At 73.3% G+C, this 17,234-nt stretch carries 17 protein-coding genes; 6 read left to right on the forward strand and 11 right to left on the reverse strand.

Annotated elements, in window-relative coordinates; translation table 11 throughout:
* The 5 genes from K7C98_RS20670 to K7C98_RS20690 all read right to left on the reverse strand — a co-directional run bounded on the left by K7C98_RS20670 (window position 1) and on the right by K7C98_RS20690 (window position 6,664).
* Window positions 1–1,191, reverse strand: a complete 1,191-nt coding sequence (locus K7C98_RS20670) for a glycosyltransferase family 1 protein (protein ID WP_224193423.1) — start codon at window positions 1,189–1,191, stop codon at window positions 1–3.
* Complete coding sequence (galK, locus tag K7C98_RS20675; RefSeq protein WP_224193424.1) at window positions 1,188–2,318, reverse strand: galactokinase; 1,131 nt, start codon at window positions 2,316–2,318, stop codon at window positions 1,188–1,190. The genes K7C98_RS20670 and galK overlap by 4 nt, the downstream gene beginning before the upstream one ends.
* On the reverse strand, window positions 2,311–3,393 hold the full coding sequence (gene galT, locus K7C98_RS20680; protein WP_224193425.1) for a galactose-1-phosphate uridylyltransferase: 1,083 nt from the start codon (window positions 3,391–3,393) through the stop codon (window positions 2,311–2,313). The genes galK and galT overlap by 8 nt, the downstream gene beginning before the upstream one ends.
* Window positions 3,394–3,396: 3 nt before the next feature.
* Window positions 3,397–5,223: a glycoside hydrolase family 2 protein gene (locus tag K7C98_RS20685; protein WP_224193426.1), complete on the reverse strand. Its 1,827-nt coding sequence runs from the start codon at window positions 5,221–5,223 to the stop codon at window positions 3,397–3,399.
* 190 nt (window positions 5,224–5,413) lie between these two features.
* Window positions 5,414–6,664, reverse strand: coding sequence for an aspartate aminotransferase family protein (locus K7C98_RS20690; protein ID WP_224193427.1), 1,251 nt, complete (start codon window positions 6,662–6,664; stop codon window positions 5,414–5,416).
* A gap of 299 nt (window positions 6,665–6,963) precedes the next feature.
* Between K7C98_RS20690 and K7C98_RS20695 the strand changes: the two genes are divergently transcribed.
* The 3 genes from K7C98_RS20695 to K7C98_RS20705 all read left to right on the forward strand — a co-directional run bounded on the left by K7C98_RS20695 (window position 6,964) and on the right by K7C98_RS20705 (window position 9,886).
* Complete coding sequence (locus tag K7C98_RS20695) at window positions 6,964–7,845, forward strand: MBL fold metallo-hydrolase (RefSeq protein ID WP_224193428.1); 882 nt, start codon at window positions 6,964–6,966, stop codon at window positions 7,843–7,845.
* Window positions 7,846–8,077: 232 nt separating this feature from the next.
* Window positions 8,078–8,569: a low affinity iron permease family protein gene (locus tag K7C98_RS20700; protein ID WP_224193429.1), complete on the forward strand. Its 492-nt coding sequence runs from the start codon at window positions 8,078–8,080 to the stop codon at window positions 8,567–8,569.
* A 375-nt stretch (window positions 8,570–8,944) separates the two neighbouring features.
* Window positions 8,945–9,886: a hypothetical protein gene (locus K7C98_RS20705; protein WP_224193430.1), complete on the forward strand. Its 942-nt coding sequence runs from the start codon at window positions 8,945–8,947 to the stop codon at window positions 9,884–9,886.
* A 111-nt stretch (window positions 9,887–9,997) separates the two neighbouring features.
* Here the strand turns inward: K7C98_RS20705 and K7C98_RS20710 are convergent, their stop codons facing one another.
* Window positions 9,998–10,411 carry a hypothetical protein gene (locus K7C98_RS20710; protein ID WP_224193431.1) on the reverse strand — a complete coding sequence of 138 codons (414 nt, stop codon included), beginning with the start codon at window positions 10,409–10,411 and terminating at the stop codon, window positions 9,998–10,000.
* Window positions 10,412–10,494: 83 nt separating this feature from the next.
* On the opposite strand from K7C98_RS20710, the gene K7C98_RS20715 reads away from it, so the two are divergent.
* From K7C98_RS20715 to K7C98_RS20725, 3 genes are all read left to right on the forward strand, one after another.
* Window positions 10,495–10,872 carry a hypothetical protein gene (locus tag K7C98_RS20715; protein ID WP_224193432.1) on the forward strand — a complete coding sequence of 126 codons (378 nt, stop codon included), beginning with the start codon at window positions 10,495–10,497 and terminating at the stop codon, window positions 10,870–10,872.
* Window positions 10,873–10,887: 15 nt separating this feature from the next.
* The gene (locus K7C98_RS20720; protein WP_224193433.1) at window positions 10,888–11,127 is read left to right on the forward strand and encodes a hypothetical protein; all 240 of its coding nucleotides are present in this window, start codon (window positions 10,888–10,890) and stop codon (window positions 11,125–11,127) included.
* 149 nt (window positions 11,128–11,276) lie between these two features.
* Window positions 11,277–12,833, forward strand: coding sequence for a hypothetical protein (locus K7C98_RS20725; protein ID WP_224193434.1), 1,557 nt, complete (start codon window positions 11,277–11,279; stop codon window positions 12,831–12,833).
* On the opposite strand, the gene K7C98_RS20730 is transcribed toward K7C98_RS20725, so the two are convergent.
* The 5 genes from K7C98_RS20730 to K7C98_RS20750 form a co-directional block, all read right to left on the reverse strand.
* On the reverse strand, window positions 12,834–14,135 hold the full coding sequence (locus K7C98_RS20730) for a hypothetical protein (protein ID WP_224193435.1): 1,302 nt from the start codon (window positions 14,133–14,135) through the stop codon (window positions 12,834–12,836). It lies immediately after the preceding gene.
* A complete protein-coding gene (locus K7C98_RS20735; protein WP_224193436.1) occupies window positions 14,132–15,193 on the reverse strand; it encodes a multiheme c-type cytochrome in 1,062 nt (353 codons plus the stop codon). Before K7C98_RS20735 ends, K7C98_RS20730 begins: the two co-directional genes overlap by 4 nt.
* A gap of 247 nt (window positions 15,194–15,440) precedes the next feature.
* Entirely contained in the window at window positions 15,441–15,827 is a 387-nt protein-coding gene (locus tag K7C98_RS20740; protein ID WP_224193437.1) for a GIY-YIG nuclease family protein, read from the reverse strand.
* Complete coding sequence (locus K7C98_RS20745; protein ID WP_224193438.1) at window positions 15,824–16,369, reverse strand: DUF2239 family protein; 546 nt, start codon at window positions 16,367–16,369, stop codon at window positions 15,824–15,826. The genes K7C98_RS20740 and K7C98_RS20745 overlap by 4 nt, the downstream gene beginning before the upstream one ends.
* A 147-nt stretch (window positions 16,370–16,516) precedes the next feature.
* Window positions 16,517–17,206, reverse strand: a complete 690-nt coding sequence (locus tag K7C98_RS20750) for a glutathione S-transferase family protein (RefSeq protein ID WP_224193439.1) — start codon at window positions 17,204–17,206, stop codon at window positions 16,517–16,519.
* Window positions 17,207–17,234: the final 28 nt, after the last annotated feature.

A 17,234-nucleotide genomic window follows, 5' to 3' on the forward strand; every position in this document is an offset into this window, starting at 1 on the left:
TCAGTGCTCTCGCGCTCCGGCGGTCGACCGGGTGAGGACGGCGTCGAGGAGGAGGGCGTCCATCTGCCGCCAGGTGTCGTCCCACGAGCTGCGGGCGAGGAAGGCGTCGACCTGCGCCAGCCAGTCGCCGCCGCGCGGCCGGCGGAGGGCCCGCTCGACGGCGGCGACGAACTCGGCCGGCTCGTCGGCGATGGCGACGAGGCCCTGCAGGCCGTAGGGATCGACGACGTCGGGGATCGAGGTGGCGACGACGGGGCGCCCCGCGGCCAGGTACTCCGGGGTCTTGGTCGGACTGATGAACCGCGTCGAGGCGTTGCGCGCGAACGGCATGATGGCGGCGTCCCAGCCGGCGATGTAGGCCGGGAGCTCGGCGTAGCGCTTGGGGCCGAGCCAGTGGATGTTGGGCCGCCGCGGCAGGCTGGCCGGGCTGATCTTCGCCACCGGTCCGATCATGACGAAGCTGAATTCGGGCCGCAGCTCGGCGGCCGCGGCCAGCAGCTCGCGGTCGAACCGCTCGTCGACGACGCCGAACCAGCCGAGCCGCGGGGGCTTGAGCCCGGCCTGATCGGCGGGCTGGGGCTGGGGCGCGCGGGCGCGGCGGAAGTGCGCGGCGTCGATGCTGCTGGGGAACAGATGCGCGGTCGGCCGGACCTCGCGCTTGGCCTCACACAGGCTGCGCCCGCCGGTGAACACGAGGTCGGCGGTGCGCAGCAGCTCGAGCTCGCGCTGCCGCAGGGCCGCCGGCGCGCCGAGGAAGTTCGACAGCTCGTCCATGCAGTCGTAGACGACGGCGGCCGGGCGGAGGTGGCGCGTGAAGCCCAGCGCCATCGGAGTGTAGTACCAGAGGACGTAGTTGCGCAGCTCGTGGGCGCGGACCATGTCGTCGAGGAGGACGCGCAGCAGCGCCTCGCGCTCGGCGTCGGCGAGGTCGTGCGGCAGGTGCGGGACGGCCACGGTGACGCCGCAGTCGCGCCGCTCGCACTCGAGCCGCGGGGGCCCGTCGTCGTGCCGCGGCTCCTCGACGAAGAAGACCCGCCGCGCGCGCGCGCAGCGGGTCAGCAGGTGCTGCGGGCGCTGATAGACGAAGTCCCAGCGGAGGTGCGACAGGCACACGAGATCGTACTGCAGCGGGCGCGGCATGAGCTCGCGGCCGCATCGATCGGTCGGCTCGCCAGGTTGGAGCAGGTTCATGATTCGACGTCCTTGGGTCGGGTCGCGGAGGCGCGCAAGCTCGGGAGTACGATCATTGGCCGCCGCGACGTCTTCGCGTGGTACGCGGCGGCGACGTCGCCGGCCACCCGCGCTGCCCCGGCGGACTCGGTGATCGCGACCACGGCGCCGCCGAAGCCCCCGCCGGTGAGGCGGGCGCCGAACACGGCCTCGTCGGCCTGCGCGAGGGCCACCAGCAGGTCGATCTCGGGCAACGAGACCTCGAAGTCGTCGCGCATCGATCGGTGCGACTCGTCGAACAGGCGCCCGAGCCGGGCGAGGTCGCCGGCGGCCAGCGCCCGCGCGGCGTCCAGCACCCGCTGGTTCTCGCCGACGACGTGTCGCACGCGCCGCGGCAGCGGATCGGGCAGGGCGGCGATCCGCGGGTCGTCGCCGGCGACGTCGCGCAATTGCCTGACGCCGAGGGCGGCCGCGGCCTGTTCACATTCGCCGCGGCGGACGCGGTAGTTGTTGCTGGCGAGGTCGTGCGGCAGGCCGGAGTCGATGACGACGAGGCCGAGGTCGGGCGGCAGCGGGATCGGCTCGACGACCCGCGTGCGGGTGTCGATGAACAGGGCGAGGCCCGGATGGCCGCGGCTGCAGGCGATCTGGTCCATGATGCCGACCGGTACGCCGACGAATTCGACCTCGGCGCGGTGGGCCAGGGCGGCCACGACGTCGTCGTCGAGCGCGAGCGAGAACAGGTCGCGGAGCCCGCGGAGGAGCGCGACCTCGAGGGCCGCGCTCGAGGACAGGCCGCCGCCGACGGGCACGGTGGAGTCGATGTGCAGGTCGAAGCCGGTGATCGAGCGCTGGTCGGCGAGCAGGGCGGCGGTGATGCCCTGCACGTAGTCGAGCCAGCTGCCGGTGCGGGCCTCGGCGCCGAGCTCGTAGTCGAGGACGTCGGGGCGCTGGGCGCTGGCGGCCCGGACGCGCCGGTCGTCGCGGCGCGCCAGCTGGACCTGGGTCCGCTGCGGGAGCACGGTCGGGAGCACGAAGCCGCCGTTGTAGTCGGTGTGATCGCCGATGAGGTTGACGCGGCCGGGCGCGCTGGCCACGACCTGGCGCGGGCGCCCGTACAGGGCCATGAACTCGTCGCGCTCAATCATCGAGGCGCACCTCCACGGCCCGCAATTCGCCGGCCTTGTCCTCGGGCAGGGTCTCGGCGGTGAACACCCCGGCGCCGAGCTCGGTCCCCGCGAGGTACTTGAGGCGGCCCGGCATGCGATACGGCGGATAGAACTCGATGCGCAGCTGCGACTCGGGGTGGCTGTCGCCGTCGCACGGGGCCTGATGGCAGGCCATGACGTACGGGAACGGCCGGTTCCACAGGCCGTCGTACTTGAGGAGGATGGTCTTGAGCGCGCGGGCGAGGTCGCGGCGGGTCGCCTCGTCGAGCGCGAGCAAGGACGGGCAGGGCACGAGCGGCGCGACCCACACCTCGTAGGCGTAGCGGGCGCACACGGGGACGAGGGCGACCGCGCGGTCGCCCGCGTAGACGATGCGCTCGCCCTCGGCGATCTCGGCGCGGAGGAGGTCGAGCAGGAGGTTGCTGCCGCGCGTGGCGTGGTACGTGCGCTGGTTGGCGAGCTCGCGGGCGACGAGCGGCGGCACGAACGGGTAGGCGTAGATCTGGCCGTGCGGGTGGTGCAGCGTGACGCCGACCTCGACGCCGCGGTTCTCGAACGGGAACACGTGGGCGATGTCGTCGCGCGCGCCGAGCTCGCGCGTGCGGTCGGCCCAGACCTCGAGGATGAGCTCGATCTGCGCCAGCGGCAGGCCGCCCAGCGAACCATGCGGGTCGCGGGAGAACACCACGACCTCGCAGGCGCCCACGCCCGGCGCGGTGTCGACGATGCAGGCAGGCGGCTCGACCCGCGTGCTCGACAGCGAGGGGTAGAGGTTGTCGAAGACGGCGACGTCCCAGGCGCAGCCGGGCACCTCGGTCGGCTGCGACGGGTCGCTCGTCGGCAGCAAGGGGTTGTACTCCGGCGGCGGCAGGAAGGTTCGGGTCTGCCGGTGCGTGGCGTAGACCACCCATTCGCCGCGCAGCGGGTGCCAGCGCATGTGCGAGCCGCCCTGGCCGCCGCGCGGGCCGTCGGCCACGCAGTCGGGGGGGAGCTCGCTGCGGCCGTAGAGGTGGAGGCGGCGGCCGTCGGGCTTGGTCAGGCTGCGCTTGTACACCGATCACACCTCCTGCCCCTGCTGGCCGTGGTCGTCGTGCGGCGTGGGCGAGCCGAGGCCGTTCAACACGGCGATCCGCTCGAGCGGGACCTTGGGCGTGCGGTCGGCGTGGAGCAGGCCGTTGGCCTCCTGATAGGTGTCGGCGAACTGCGTATAACAATAGCCGGCGAGGATGTCCTGGGCGCGCACGACCTCGAACAGCGCGTGCAGGCGGCGCTCGAGCTCGACGGCGTCGTCGCTGCGCGCGTAGCCCCAGGTGCCCTGGCGATCGGGGGACAGCGCGATGCCGCCGAACTCGGACAGGACGACCGGGTGGACGAACTCCTGGAAGTTGCCGAGGACGAGCTCGCGGCCGCCGAAGCGCTCGCGCTCGTAGAGGTTGTGGCGCACGTTGGGGGCCTGGTAGCGACGCATCATGCGCTGCGGGTCGCACTCGTAGTCGTGGATCCCGACGATGTCGGTGGCGACGCTCTCCCACCCGTCGTTGCCGACGACCGGGCGGTTGGGGTCGAGCGTCCGGGTCAAGTGGTAGAGCGCGGTCACGTAGTGGCGCTCGAACGGGTTGTCGGGCAGGTTGGGCACGCCCCACGACTCGTTGAAGGGGACCCACGCGGCGATGCACGGGTGGCTGCTGTCGCGCAGCAGCACCTGCATCCATTCGTTGGTGAGCGCCTGGACCGAGCGGCCGTTGAAGCGATAGGCGCTCGGCATCTCCTCCCATACGAGCAGGCCGAGGCGGTCGGCCCAGTAGTGATAGCGCGGGTCCTCGATCTTCTGGTGCTTGCGCACGCCGTTGAAGCCCATGGCGAGGACGAGCTCGACGTCGCGGCGCAGGGCGCCCTCGTCGGGGGCGGTCATCCCGGTCTCGGGCCAGTAGCCCTGATCGAGCACCATGCGCAGGCGGATCGGGCGGCCGTTGAGGAGGATCTGGTCGCGGTGGACGCCGATCGTGCGCAGGGCGGTGTAGCTGCGCAGGGCGTCGACGACGCGGCCGTCGGGCGCGAGCAGCTCGATCTCGGCGTCGAGCAGGTTGGGCGAGCCGGGGCACCACAGCAGCTCGTTGCGCGCGTCGTCGATGCCGGGGTCGGACAGCGGGATCCGGCGGTGGATCTCGTTGTGGGTGCAGACGTAGTGATCCTCGGCGAGCAGGCGCTCGCGGCTCGACAGGCGCAGGCGCAGGGCGACGGTCGGCGGCACGGGGCCGGCGATCGTGGCGGAGAAGCCGATCTCCCAGCGGAACAGGTTGGAGGTCCAGCGCAGGTAGGCGATGTGGACCGCGGGCACGCGCTCGAGCCAGACGGTCTGCCAGATGCCGGTGGTGCGCGGGTACCAGATCGAGTGCGGGTGCTCCTGCCAGTCCTGCTTGCCGCGCGGCTTGGCGAGGTCGTGCGGGTCGTCGAGCGCGCGCACGACGACCTCGACCGAGCCGCCGGCGCGCAGCTGCGGCGGGAGCTCGATCGAGAACGGGGTGTAGCCGCCCTCGTGCACGGCGACGTGGACGCCGTCGATCCACACGGTGGCGGCGTAGTCGACCGCGCCGAAGCGGAGGAACAGCCGCTCGCCCGCGTCGGTGCGCGGGAGATCGATGGTGCGCCGGTACCAGCAGGCGGCGAAGTAGGACTTCTCGCCGACGCCGCTGCGCTCGGTCTCCGGCGCGAACGGGACCAGGATCTGGTGCGTCCACGCGACCTCGGTCGGGTGCACCCAGACGGCCGCGCGATCGATGGCGAATTCCCAGATCCCGTCGAGGCTGACCCAGCTGTCGTCGGCCCGCCGCAACAGCGGGCGCGGACAGATCGGACCGCGGGTCGTGGTGCTGGGGTTCGTCATGGCCGAAGATCGCTGGGAGCCGGACAAACGCGGGCGCGCGGTGGGCTGAGCATGGGCGAGGCTGTATTGTTGACAAGCGCGCCGGGGCGTAAAAATCACGTCAGTGCGAGCGGGCAGGGTGAATTCCCAGGGCGCGCGAAATGTGGGCACCGCCACGCGAGCTCCGCCCGCCCGGTCGCCCGGCGGCGGGCTAGAGATCGAGGTGACGCCGGCGCACCGCCGCGAGCGCGGCCTCGGCGGCGGCGAGGGTGTGATCGATGTCGTCGTCGCGGTGCGCGGCGCTGACGAACCACAGGTGCCGCGGGTGCAGCAGGACCCCGCGCTGCAGCATGGCGCGGTAGAAGGTGCCGGCGTGGGCGTCGCGGACCTGCGGATCGGGGTGGGTGAAGCGGAGGAACGGCATCGGCGGCAACGGCTCGCCGTAGGCGAGGGCCGGGACGGCGAAGCGGTCGGCGGCGCGCTGCAGGCCGGCGATGAGGCGCTCGCCGAGGCGCCACACGTGACCGGTGACGTCGCTGCGGTCGAGGATGTCGAGGGTGGCGAGCGCGGCGGCCAGGCCGGTGGTCTCGCCGTGGTAGGTGGCCGACATGTGGAGCTCGGCGCCGTGGCGCAGGATCTCGCGCTTGCCGACGATCGCGGCGACCGGCCAGCCGTTGCCGAGCGCCTTGCTGAGGGTCGTGAGGTCGGGGACGACCCCGGCCCACTGCTGAAACGAATTCGGGCGGATCCGCAGCCCGGTCTTGATCTCGTCGAGGATGAACACGGCGCCGCGCTCGCGGGTGAGCTCGGCGAATTGCCGGGTGAGCTCGGGGCGGGCGGCCGGCATCATCTCGGGCGCGAGGATCACGGCGGCGATCTCGTCGCCGTGGGCCCGCAGCAGCTCGCGCAGCGAGTCGGGCTCGTCGGGGCGGAATTCGAGGACCTGCCGATCGAGGCCGGCGGGGACGAAGTCGGCCAGCGGGAGGCACCAATCGTGCCACCCGTGGTAGCCGCAGCGGGCGACGCGGCGCCGGCCGGTGGCCCGCCGCGCCAGCCGCAGGGCGGCGGTGGTCGCGTCGGAGCCGGTCTTGAAGAATGCCCCCATCTCGGCGCCGGGGAAGCGCGCGACCAGGCGCTCGACGAAGCGCAGGTGCAGCGGATGATTCAGGCTCAGCAGGTTGCCGCGCCGGGCCTGGTCGAAGGCGGCGCGGTCGACCTCTTCGTGGGCGTAGCCGAGCAGCGGCGGGCCGTAGGCCATGATGAAGTCGATGTATTCGTGGCCGTCGACGTCCCACACGCGACAGCCCTCGCCGCGCTCGAAGTACATCGGCGAATCGCCGGGGGACAGCAGCGGGCGGCCGGACAAATGATAGCCCCCGGGGATCAGCGAGCGGGCGCGCTGCAGCAGCGCCTGGGACGCCGGGTAGGCGCGGGACGGCGATTGGAGGTCGGGGAGGTCCACGGCGCACGGCTGTGATGCGACTGCTCGCGCCGCGCCGCGGACGAGCCGACATTCGCGGCAGCGCGGGCGAAGACGCGCAGGCGCGCCCGCTGGCGGCGGCGCCGGCGGGTCCGACGCCGGAGACGAACGTCGAGGTCGGTGGTCGCGGGGTGCGAGGATTTCCGGGTCACGGCTCCGGCGGCCGCGCCGGGCCCGGACGGCCGCAGCGAGGGCGCCGTCGCTGTCGCGCCCGCGACGGGCCGCGCGCGACCTCGTTGCCGCTGCAAGGAATCCGCGCAGCCTGATCCGCGGAGGTCGCCGTGCGCATTCATCACCTCAATTGCGGAACCATGTGCCCGGTCGGCGGGCGGCTGATGGGGCGAGCGCCCGACGACGTCGGTCGGGCGCGGATACCCTGCCATTGCCTGCTGATCGAGACCGATCGCGGGCTCGTACTGGTCGACACCGGCCTCGGCCGCGAGGATATCCAGGCGCCCGACATCCGCCTGAGCCGCTTCTTCGTCGGCCTCATGCGACCGCGCCTCGACGTCGACGAGACGGCGGTGCGGCAGATCGAGCGGCTGGGCTTCTCGCCGCGGGACGTCCGCCACATCGTGCTGACGCACCTCGACTTCGACCACGCGGGCGGGCTGACGGATTTCCCGCACGCGCAGGTGCATCTGCTGGCCGACGAGGCCCACGCGGCCCAGCAGCGCGCGGGGCTGATCGCGCGCGGCCGCTACCGGCCGCTGCAATGGTCGATGGCGGGCTCGTGGCAGACCTACGGGCCGGCGGGCGACGAGTGGTTCGGGTTCGCGTGCGTGCGCCAGCTGGTCGGGCTCGGGCCGGAGATCCTGCTGGTGCCGCTGGCCGGTCACACGACCGGACACGCGGGGGTGGCGGTGCAGGCGGACGACGGCTGGCTGCTGCACGCGGGCGACGCGTACTTCTTCCACGCGGAGATCAACGTCAACAACCCGCACTGCCCGATCGGGCTGCGCGCGTATCAGGCGATGATGGAGGTGGATCGCCGGGCCCGGCTGAGCAATCAGCAGCGGCTCCGCGATCTGCTGTATCAGCACGCCGACGCGGTCCGCGTGCTGTGTGCCCACGACCTCGCCGAGTTCGAGATGTGGGCGGCGCGTGGTCCGCATGGCTCGCCGCCGGAGCGGCGCGAGTCGACCGGGATGAGCCCGGGGTGAATCGCCGCGTCCGGCGAATCGGCGGAGCGCGCGATTGGCCGGGAGCGGCGCGAGAGCGCGTCGATTCGGCGACGGCGACGAGCGGCCCGATCCTGCGCTCGCTGGCCTGCGGCGGGCTTGACGGTGCGGCGACGGACCCGAGTCACGACGACGGCGCGGACGCGAGCGGTGCGATTCGCGGCGGACGGCCCGGTATGAGCATTCGTGGCATGGCGACCCGAGGGGCAGGGCGATGACGCGGGAGCGCGACGAATGCGAGGAGGCGACGGGGCAGCCGCGATTCGCGACGCGCGGCGAGTGGATCGCCAATTTGGCGACGCGCTTCGTCGTCCACCCGGTGTCGCACTGGCTGGCGGCGGCGGTGGTCGTGGCGTGGCTGGTGGCCGGTCCGCTGGTCCTCGGCTGGACGGAGGCCGCCGACGCCATCGAGCAGGTGGTGGCGGGCCTGTCGTTCCTGATGCTGTTCCTGCTGCAGCGCTCGCAGAGCAAGGACACGCTGGCGCTGCAGCTCAAGCTCGACGAGCTGATCGCCAGCAACCCGGCCGCGTCGAATCGCGTCCTCGACGCGGAGGACGTGTCGGAGGAGGAGCTGGAGATGTTCCGCCGCCACTTCGCGCTGCTGCAGCGGCTGTCGCGGGAGGCGAGCCCGCTGACGCAGGAGGACGCGTACCGCCGCCACGAGGAGGAGCAGCGCGTGCGCCGGCGGGGCCGGTCGGAGGAGTGAGCCGGCGAGCTCGACGGCGAGGCGCGCGGCCTCCGCGAGAGGCAGGGCCGGCCCCGCCGAGTTCAGGCGCGAGCGCGGCCCGGTGGTGGCGATCGCAGGTGTGAGCGGTCGGAGGCGGACGAGGCGTCAAGATCGCCGCACGAGGCGATGGCGCGGCGTCTGAAGAACCCCGGACCGACGGCGGACGCGGAGGCGGGCGGCCTCGCGGGGCTCTACGGGCTGCCGCTGGCCGAGTTCACGCGGGCGCGCGACGAGCTGGCCGCGAAGCTGCGGGCCGCGGGCGACAGCGCCGGGGCGACGCGGGTGAAGTCGCTGCGCAAGCCGAGCACGGCGGTGTGGGCGATCAATCAGCTGGCGCGGCGCGAGCCGGGGCGGATGGCGGCGCTGCTGAAGGCGGGCGAACGCATGCGCGAGTCGCAGCGCTCCGGCGCGACGGGGCTGCGCGAGGCGAGCGAGGCGCACCACCAGCTGGTGTGGGAATTGCTGCAAGCCGCGACGAACGTGCTGGCAAAGGCGGGGATCCGCGCGCCGGGCGATCACCTCGACCCGATTCGTATCACCCTGCAATCCGCGCCCGCGGCGGCGGAGCACGAGCGGGAGATGCTGCGCGAGGGGACGCTGACGCGAGAGCTCGAGCCGGCGGACATCGGCGACGTGATGCGAATGATGGCAGGGGGCGCGGACGAGGAAGCGCCGCCGGCCGCGGAGGTCGAGACGCCGACGCGCGAGCGCAAGCCGACGAAGCGGAAGGTGAAGCGGAAGGCGACGCGTGAGCGCGCGAAGCCGTCGCGCCGGATCGATCGCGCGGCGAAGCAGGAGGCGGCTCGCGAGCAGCGGGAGGCGGAGCAGGCTGCGGCCCGTGAGGCGAAGGCGGCGGCTCGTGAGCAGCGCGCGGCCGAGCGGGAGGCGGCTCGCGCGGCGAAGGTGGCGGCGGCCCGCGAGGCGCGGGAGGCAGAGCGGGAGGCGGCTCGTGAAGCGCAGGCTGCCGCTCGCGAGGAGCGGGAGGCGGAGCAGGCCGAGGCGCGGCAGCAGGCCGCCGCTCGCCGGGCGTACGCGAAGGTCAGCCGCGAGGCCGAGCAGTGGGCGACGAAGGCCGAGCGCGCGAAGGCGGCGGCGCGCAAGGCCGACCAACTGGCGCACAAGGCCGAGGAGGCGGCGAGGACGGCGCGGGAGCGGGCCGACGCGGCGGAGCTGGCGGCGGAGGCGGCGGAGAGCCGGGCGGAGGCGGCCGAGGCCGCGCGCGCGGCCGCCGAGCAGGAGGTGGACACGCCGCGCGGGCGAGGCAAAGGCCGGCGCACGAAGGGGGGCGGCGATTGAGTCATCGCTGCCATCGGCGTGAAGAAACTTCGGCGGTGGTAGCCGTCACGGACAGATGATCGAGAGAACATGTCCTGAAGGACATTCCCGATCGCGCAGGCGCGGCCGGGCTCAGTCGGTGGTGGCCGCGCAGGCCGAGGCCTTCTCATCCACGGCCGGCGGCAGCTCGGGGCAGTCGTCGAAGTTCTGCTGGCAGTCCGACACAGACTGCGCGTCGTTGCAGTCGAGCCGGTCCTCGAGGCAATCATTGTACTCCCGCGCGCGGTCGAGAAAGCACTTGAGGGTCGTCTTCGAGCCGTCCTTGTCGATCTCCAGGGCATTTTCGAGGCAGTCGCGGTCGAAGAAGCTGAGGAACGAGTTGAACATGCCCTCGCACATGGCCCGGTCGGGGAACACGTTGCTGCACGAGCAGACGATGTCGACCGACTTCTCGCTCTCGGCGTCGATCTTGTCGAGGAGCGAGGGGACCCCGCAACCGGTGGCGATCAGGGCGAGCAAGGCGAGCGGACGGACGCGGCGCTTCATGAGCGCATGATAAGGGGGTTCTCCCGGGGGGAGGGCGGCGATCTGGCACGACAGGTCGCGGCGTGGGCCGCGCGAGGCGCGAAATGGCGAGCGAACGCGGAGAGGCGGGCCGCTCGTGCGCGGGCCAGGGCACCATCGGCGGACGGGCCAGCGAGCTCGACCTGAGCTTGAGGGCGGCGGCACACTCGATCGCGAGGCAGGTCGAGGGGCGTGCGGCGGGGTCGTGGACGATCGTGGCGGCGACGCTGGTCGCTGGCTGTCCTTCGGGCCAGGCGATCACGACCGATGCGACGGGTGACGCGGTGGCGCGGGGCGCCGCGTCGACGTGGAACCATGGGCTATCGTCGGCGACGCCGTCGTCTCCGCGCGCGTGGTGCTCGTGCTGCTCGTGGGTTACGTACAACTGCGGCGGCGGCTGGAGCGGGCCGGTGGTGGCCGACCTCGGCGGCCCCGGCGCGTGATAGCGTCGGCGGGCAATGACCTGGAAGAACCTCGCCCTCGTCCTCTCGGGAATCCTCATCGGCTGCGCCGGCGGCACCGTCGGGCACGCGATCGCCCAGTATCCTGCCACCGCGCCGCGCTTCGAGCACATGTGCATGGGGCCGAGCTCGTCGGTCAGCGGGATCAACGACGACGTGACCCAGGCGGCGAATCAGGGCTGGGAGCTGGTGACGATGACGCAGGGCATCGTCTGCTTCAAGCGGCCGCGCGTCTGATCGCGGGCGGACCACGATGGCCGTCGATGCCGAGGTGCCCGTCCGCGCGCCTCGTCGCCGACAGGTGATCCACGAGCGCGGTGAGGCGCGTCTGCGCACCTCGGGTCGCGCTCGCTCGCCGCCGTGGCAATCGCCTACAATGCGCCTCCGTGTCTCGCAGCATCCACGACACCCACGGCGTGCTCCAGCGGATCCTCGCCGACGACTACGCCGACCTCGACGCCCAGTCGGAGCTGGCCGACGAGGTGCGGGAGAACATCCGGCGGCAGCGACGGATCAAGCGGCGGATCCGGGAGCAGCGCGGGCGCGACGGCCGTCTCCCGCTGGCGATCGTCGATCCCGACACGGCGCCGGTGCTGGTCGAGGACGGCGGACCCTACGTCCACCACGCCGCGACCGAGGCGGACGTCCGGGAGATCTTGCGGCGCATGCCCCCGGGGTCGCTGGACGGGCTCGGGCCGATTCGCCTGTGTGTCGGCGACGAGCGGCGCGCGACGGAGGACGAGTCCGCGGATCCGTGGACGGGGCGGCCCGGCTCCGAGGTGCTGCCGGGCGCATATGGCCCGGATTTCGCGGGCCTGTACGACGGGCAGGACGCCAGCGTCCGGCTCCACGCGTTCGTCCACGAGCCGGGCGCCCCCGGGCCGTTCGGCGTCTACCTCAAGCTCCGGGCGCTCGCCGTGCTGGTGCACGAATTGTCGCACCACTATGATTATACGTTCCGCACCCGCGGCGATCGCTGGCGCATGGATCCCGGCGACAAGACCGAGACCTACGCGGATACGCGGGCGTTCGGGCTGGTCGAGTCCTGCGTCGTGCCGTACTTGCACGAGCGTTATGGCGACGAGTGCGCGGCGTTTCGCCGCTGGCAACTGCAGCACGCGGGCTGCTCGCTGCCGCTCGAGGTCCTCGCCGACGAGCGGCGGGAACACACGGGGCCCGGCGATTCGTTCGTCATGCTGGTGTTCAAGCTCGCCGCCGGCCGCGATCCGCTGGACGCGCGCGCCGATTATGCCGAGTGCCTCGCCTTGCACAGGCGCGACGAGGAGGCGCGGCAGGTCGCCGACGGCGTGCTCGGCGAGCGGCCGGAGCACGCCGGGGCGCTCCTCACCCGGGCGGAGGTCGCCTTCCGGCGCGGGGACGACGACGTCGCGGAGCAGAGCTGCCGGGCCGCGCTGGCCAGCTCGCCGGACGCGGAGCTGCTGCTCGCGCGCCTGCTGTGCCGCCAGGCGCGCTGGCAGGAGCTGGCGGACGTGACCACGCACGCGCTCATCAAGCGGGAGCGCCAGCGGCTGCGGGCCCTGCGTGCGCGGGCGCGGGTGGAGCTGCTCGAGCTCGACGCGGCCGCCGAGGATGTGGCCGTGCTGCAGCGCTCCACCGATCTGTTCATGCAGAGCGAAGCTGCCATCATCGAGGCGCTGAGGCTGTGCCGCGGCGGCCGGTGGGAGGAGGCGCTCGCGGCCGGCGAGCGCCTCCTCGACGCCGGGCGCCTCGGTCCGGTCCGCCGCGCGGAGGTTCGGGCGCTGGTGCTCGAGTGCGCGCTGCGGCTCGAGCGCGACGATCGCCTCGTGCCGCTCGAGGCGGCCGAGGTCGCCGGACTGCGCGGACGCGGCCATGACGCGTGGATGAATCGGCTGATGGCGGAGCTTCGCGGTTGGAGCGCTCGGGTCGGCGAGGGGGCCGCGGATCCGGGCGCTGTCCCGTGATCAGCCCGGGTTCTGGGCCCTGGCCGCGGTGGCGAGCAGGACCGGGGCACCGCCGCGGACGCCCATGATCACGAGCTCGGTCATGGCTCTGGGCATGGCCGCGAACACGGGGCCGGTGGCCGAGACGTCGGCGGGCAGGGCGACGCTGCGCCACGCGCCCGCGGGGTCGCGGTGCAGCAGGGCGTCGGCGGTCTGGGCCCACAGGCCGCCGTCGGTGGTCGGCCACAGGCCGGCGAAGCGGGCGCCCGCGGGCAGGGCCTCGAGCTTCCAGCCGCCGGTCTCGTAATGGAGGATGTGATCGGTGGCGCCGGTGGCGGGGTCGCGCAGCGTCATCGAGACGCTGTGCTTCTGGCGCGGGATGGTGTGCTCCCATTCCCAGGCGCCGGGCGGCAGCGGCGTGGCGTTGGTCTGCACGCAGTCCGCGTCGGCGCAGGCGATCTGCACGTAATAACCATTGTCCTCGGCGAGGGTGTAGAGCGCGCCGGCCTTGCTCTCGACGATGTCGCGGAGCGAGCCGCGGACCATCGGCAGGTCCGGGTCGGGGGCGCCGTTGCCGGCGACGCGCACGAGGCCGTTGTCGAGGATGGCGAGGAAGCCGACGTTCCAGCTCTTGCGCACCGGGCCGAGGCGGTCGGTCTCCACCCATTGATCGGTGCCGATCGCCTGCGGGACCCACCGGCTGCTGCCGCGCAATCGGTGCAGTCGGAGCCGCGGCAGCAGGGCGCGATCACGGGTCTGGCCGTGCTCGACGGCCCAGACCTCGTCGGGCCAGTGGCCGACCAGATGCCCCGGCGGGGCCCCGATCCCGGCGGCGACCCACGCGCCGGCGGCGTCGAGGGTGTAGAAATCGGCGCCGGCGCCGGCGAGCACGCCGGTGGCGAGGTATTGAAAGCCCTTCAGGGCCGGGGTGGCGGGCAATGTGACGACGTCGCGCCACGCGGCCTGGTGCTCGGCGGCGACGATCGGCGCGGCGACGAGCGCGGCGGGTGTGGTGATTTCGTCGGGCGGCGCGGCGGCGGGATCGACGGGTGGTGCGTCGCCGGCGGGCTCGGGGGGCGCCGGTTCGCCGGACGGCGGGGGCGGCAAGGACGGCGGGGCAGGTGCGGGCGCGGGCGGCTCGACGCGGGCGACGGGAGCGGGCGGGGCGTCGGGGGCGGGCGGCGCAGCCACAGGGGCGGGCGCCGGGGCGGCGTCGGGCCCGGGCCGGGCGTCGACGGGCGGATTGGCGGTACAGGCCGCGGCGCCGAGGAGGGCGGCGAGACGGAGCCACGGGCGGGAATGGGGCGAATGCGGGGTGGTCATGGTCGTGGACTCGCGGGTGACAATGGAGGGAGGTGCCCGTCGGCGAGGCGAACAGTATCGGCGATGGTCGATTGTTCAGGGCGGTCGGGATCGCGGGCGTCGACGCGCTCGAGGTCGATCCACCACACGAGCGCGGCGCCGTCGATCGGCGCGTCGGGGCGCAGATCGAGGCGCAGGCTGGCGGCGCCCTGCAGGCGATCGTCGACGAGCGGCCGGGTCGAGGCGTGGCGGATCCGCCCGTCGGGGTGGTGCCGCGGGACGAAATGGCGCGCGAGGTACCGCGACCGACGGGCGAGCTCGCGGCCGTCGGGGCCGACGAGCGCGGCGTGGACGGCGAGGCGCCGGAACAGATCGCCGGTCGGGAAGGCATGGCCGACGTCGCGGGTGCGCAGGTCGAGCAGCAGGACGTCGCCGTCGCGGCGCGCGGTGACGTCGAGGGCGCGCCGCATGGCCGAGGGATCGCGGGTGGAGGCGAAGTCGTGGCGCGGGTGGGTCGTGAGATCGGGGCGCGGCATGTGACAGTCGGCGCAGCTGCGATCGGCGTGGGCGGAGGCCCGGTGCTCGCGCATGGTCGTCTGCATCATGGTGCCGGGGGCGCGGCCGCTGCCGGGCGGGAAGTCGAACTCGTGGCAGCGGGCGCAGCTGTCGGTGGCGAACCCGGGATCGCGGCGGAGCGCATGCGGGGCGTCGCCGGTGCCGGTGCGGCGGACGCCGCTGACGATCGCGGCGCCGTCGCCGTGACAGGCGAGGCAGCCGACGCCGAGCGCCTCGGCGTCGCCCGCGGGCAGGTGCGCGTGCCCGGGGGCGTGGCAGTCGCGGCAGAAGGGGGTCGGCTCGCGGGCGTAGGAGCGCTGGAATTCGCGGTTGGTGAACGATCGATGGTGCCGCGAGCGCGCCCACTCGTCGGCGATGTCGTCGTGGCAGGCGGCGCACTCGGCCTCATCGGGCAGCCAGGTGCTGGCAGCGCCGCGGACGGCCGCGCCCGCGGGGTTACCCGGGCCGTCGGTGCACGCGGGCAGCAGCGCGGCGAGCAGGGCGAGGAGCGTGCGCCGGGGCACGGCGGGACGATAGCGGGTCGGCGTGCCTGCATTCAAGGAGGCGCGCGAGCCGGGCGGTCGCGCGCGGTCCTGGGGCCAGGTGTGCGGGAAGAGGCGGCCTGGCCGGGCGGTGCGTGGAGATGCGTGTCGCGGCCGGCTCATGGAGCTGTCCGCGACGGCGCTGCGCGTCGGGGCGAGGGTGAGATGAATGCGGATGTGGCGATATGTCTCTTGAGACATGCCATGGCGAGGGCGTTGCCTCACCGAATCATGCGTCGCGGATCCGGGGGTGGAGATTGTAGCCGCGCTCGCCGAAGGGGGAGGTCCGCTCGATCCACACCTGCTCCAGGAGCCACAGCTCGTCCTCGTGCGGGCCCGCCTCCTCGTCCTGCGGGGTCACGATGTCGGCGATCGCGAATTCGAAGGCGTCGGGGCCGAGGCGCCGCCAGTCCTCCTGCAGCGCGCGGTTCGGATGACCGCCGATGTCGAGCATGAAGCGGTGGCGGTTCAGCGGGCCGTGCAGGTTCATGCTGCTGCCGAGCAGCACCTTGCCGCTGACGGTGTTGCGAATGAGGTAGACCCCGGCGCGCCGCGGCTGCTCGCGGTATTGTCGCTTGTGATCGGCGCGGGTCCGGTGCGGGGTGGCAGAGGTCATGGGTCGTCTCCTGAAGGAAATGCGCGTTCGACCATGCGCGCGAGGTGATCGCGGATGTCCGCGGGCCAGCGGCGGATCTGCCGCGCGAAGCGCTTCGAGTCGCGTGCGAACAGGGCCCGCGCGGCCTCTTCGTAATTGGGGAGGTCGCCGGCGAGCGCGGTCATGACCCGATGCGCGGCCTCTCGCGCCAGACGGGCCCGCTCTTCGTCGGGATCGCGCCGGATGGCCTCCTCGACGAGCCGGCGCAAGGCCGCCGAGATCCCGCTCGGCTGCTGCTCGAGCCACTCCCAGTGGCGCGGGAGCAGCGAGACCTCGCGCGAGACGACGCCGAGCTTCGGGCGGCCGGGACCGGCGCGCACGGGCGGCGCCTCGGCGGCCAGCGTGGCGTCGAGCTCGACCTGGTGCCCGCTGGCGTCGTCGAAGACGAGGACCGTCCCCGCGCACGCGCCGGCGTCGCGGAGGCGCTGCAGCACCTCGCGGGCGCTGCCCGAGGCGAGACGCCGGGTGCCGGCGAAGGCGGTGTAGGTGCGCTCCGGGTCCACGCGGCAATAATACCCGGGGAATATTGCCGGTCAATATCCCCCGGGTAAAAACGACGGCGCAGGGGGCGCATCGAGGCGGGGCCCGAGCGCCGGGACGCGCGGGGCTTCCTCGAAGGACATGTCCTGGCGACCAGGTACCGGCCGCGCTCAGCCGGGCTGCTCGTCGGGCGTCAGCAGGCAGGCGAGGCGGGAGCCGACGAGGCCGTCGCGCATCTCGGCGAGCACCTTCTGCACGGCGGGGTCGCGCTGGGTGCGGGCGTGGTAGGCGGCGATCCGCGGGTGCTCGGCCAGCAGGTCGCCGCGGCCGTAGAAGCGGGCGATCCGGCTCTGGAAGGAGAGGAAGGGGACGAGGGCGCAGTCGGCGGTGGTGATCGCGTCGCTGACGGCGAACGGGGTGTCGACCATGAAGTGCGACAGGTGGCGCATGCCCTCGTGGATCTTGGCGAGGGCGGCGTCGAGGACGGCGTCGTCGCGCGAGGGGGCGAACAGCTGGCCGAACAGGCCGCCCCAGCCAGGGGCCATCACGTACTGCTCGAAGATCCGCGCGAGCAGCCGGCCGCGGGCGATGTCCTGCGGGCGCGAGGGTCGCAGGCCGGCCTGCGGGAAGGCGTCGGCGAGGTACTCGACGATCGTGTCGGACTCGGGCAGCGCGGTGCCGTCGTCGAGGATCAGGGTCGGGACCTTGCCGATCGGGTTGAGCGCGAGGTACTCCGGCGATTTCTGGCCGTCGGGCGTCCACATGCCGGACGGGGCGAGCTCGACCGGGAGCGACTTGGCGTGGATGGCGAGCCGCACGCGGGCGGCGAAGGGCGACAGGGGGGAATTGAGGAGCTTCATGGCGCGGCGACGGTAGCTCCGCGCGGCC

Origin of the sequence: Nannocystis pusilla (genome assembly GCF_020073745.1) — a bacterium.
Lineage (GTDB): Bacteria > Myxococcota_A > Polyangia > Nannocystales > Nannocystaceae > Nannocystis > Nannocystis radixulma.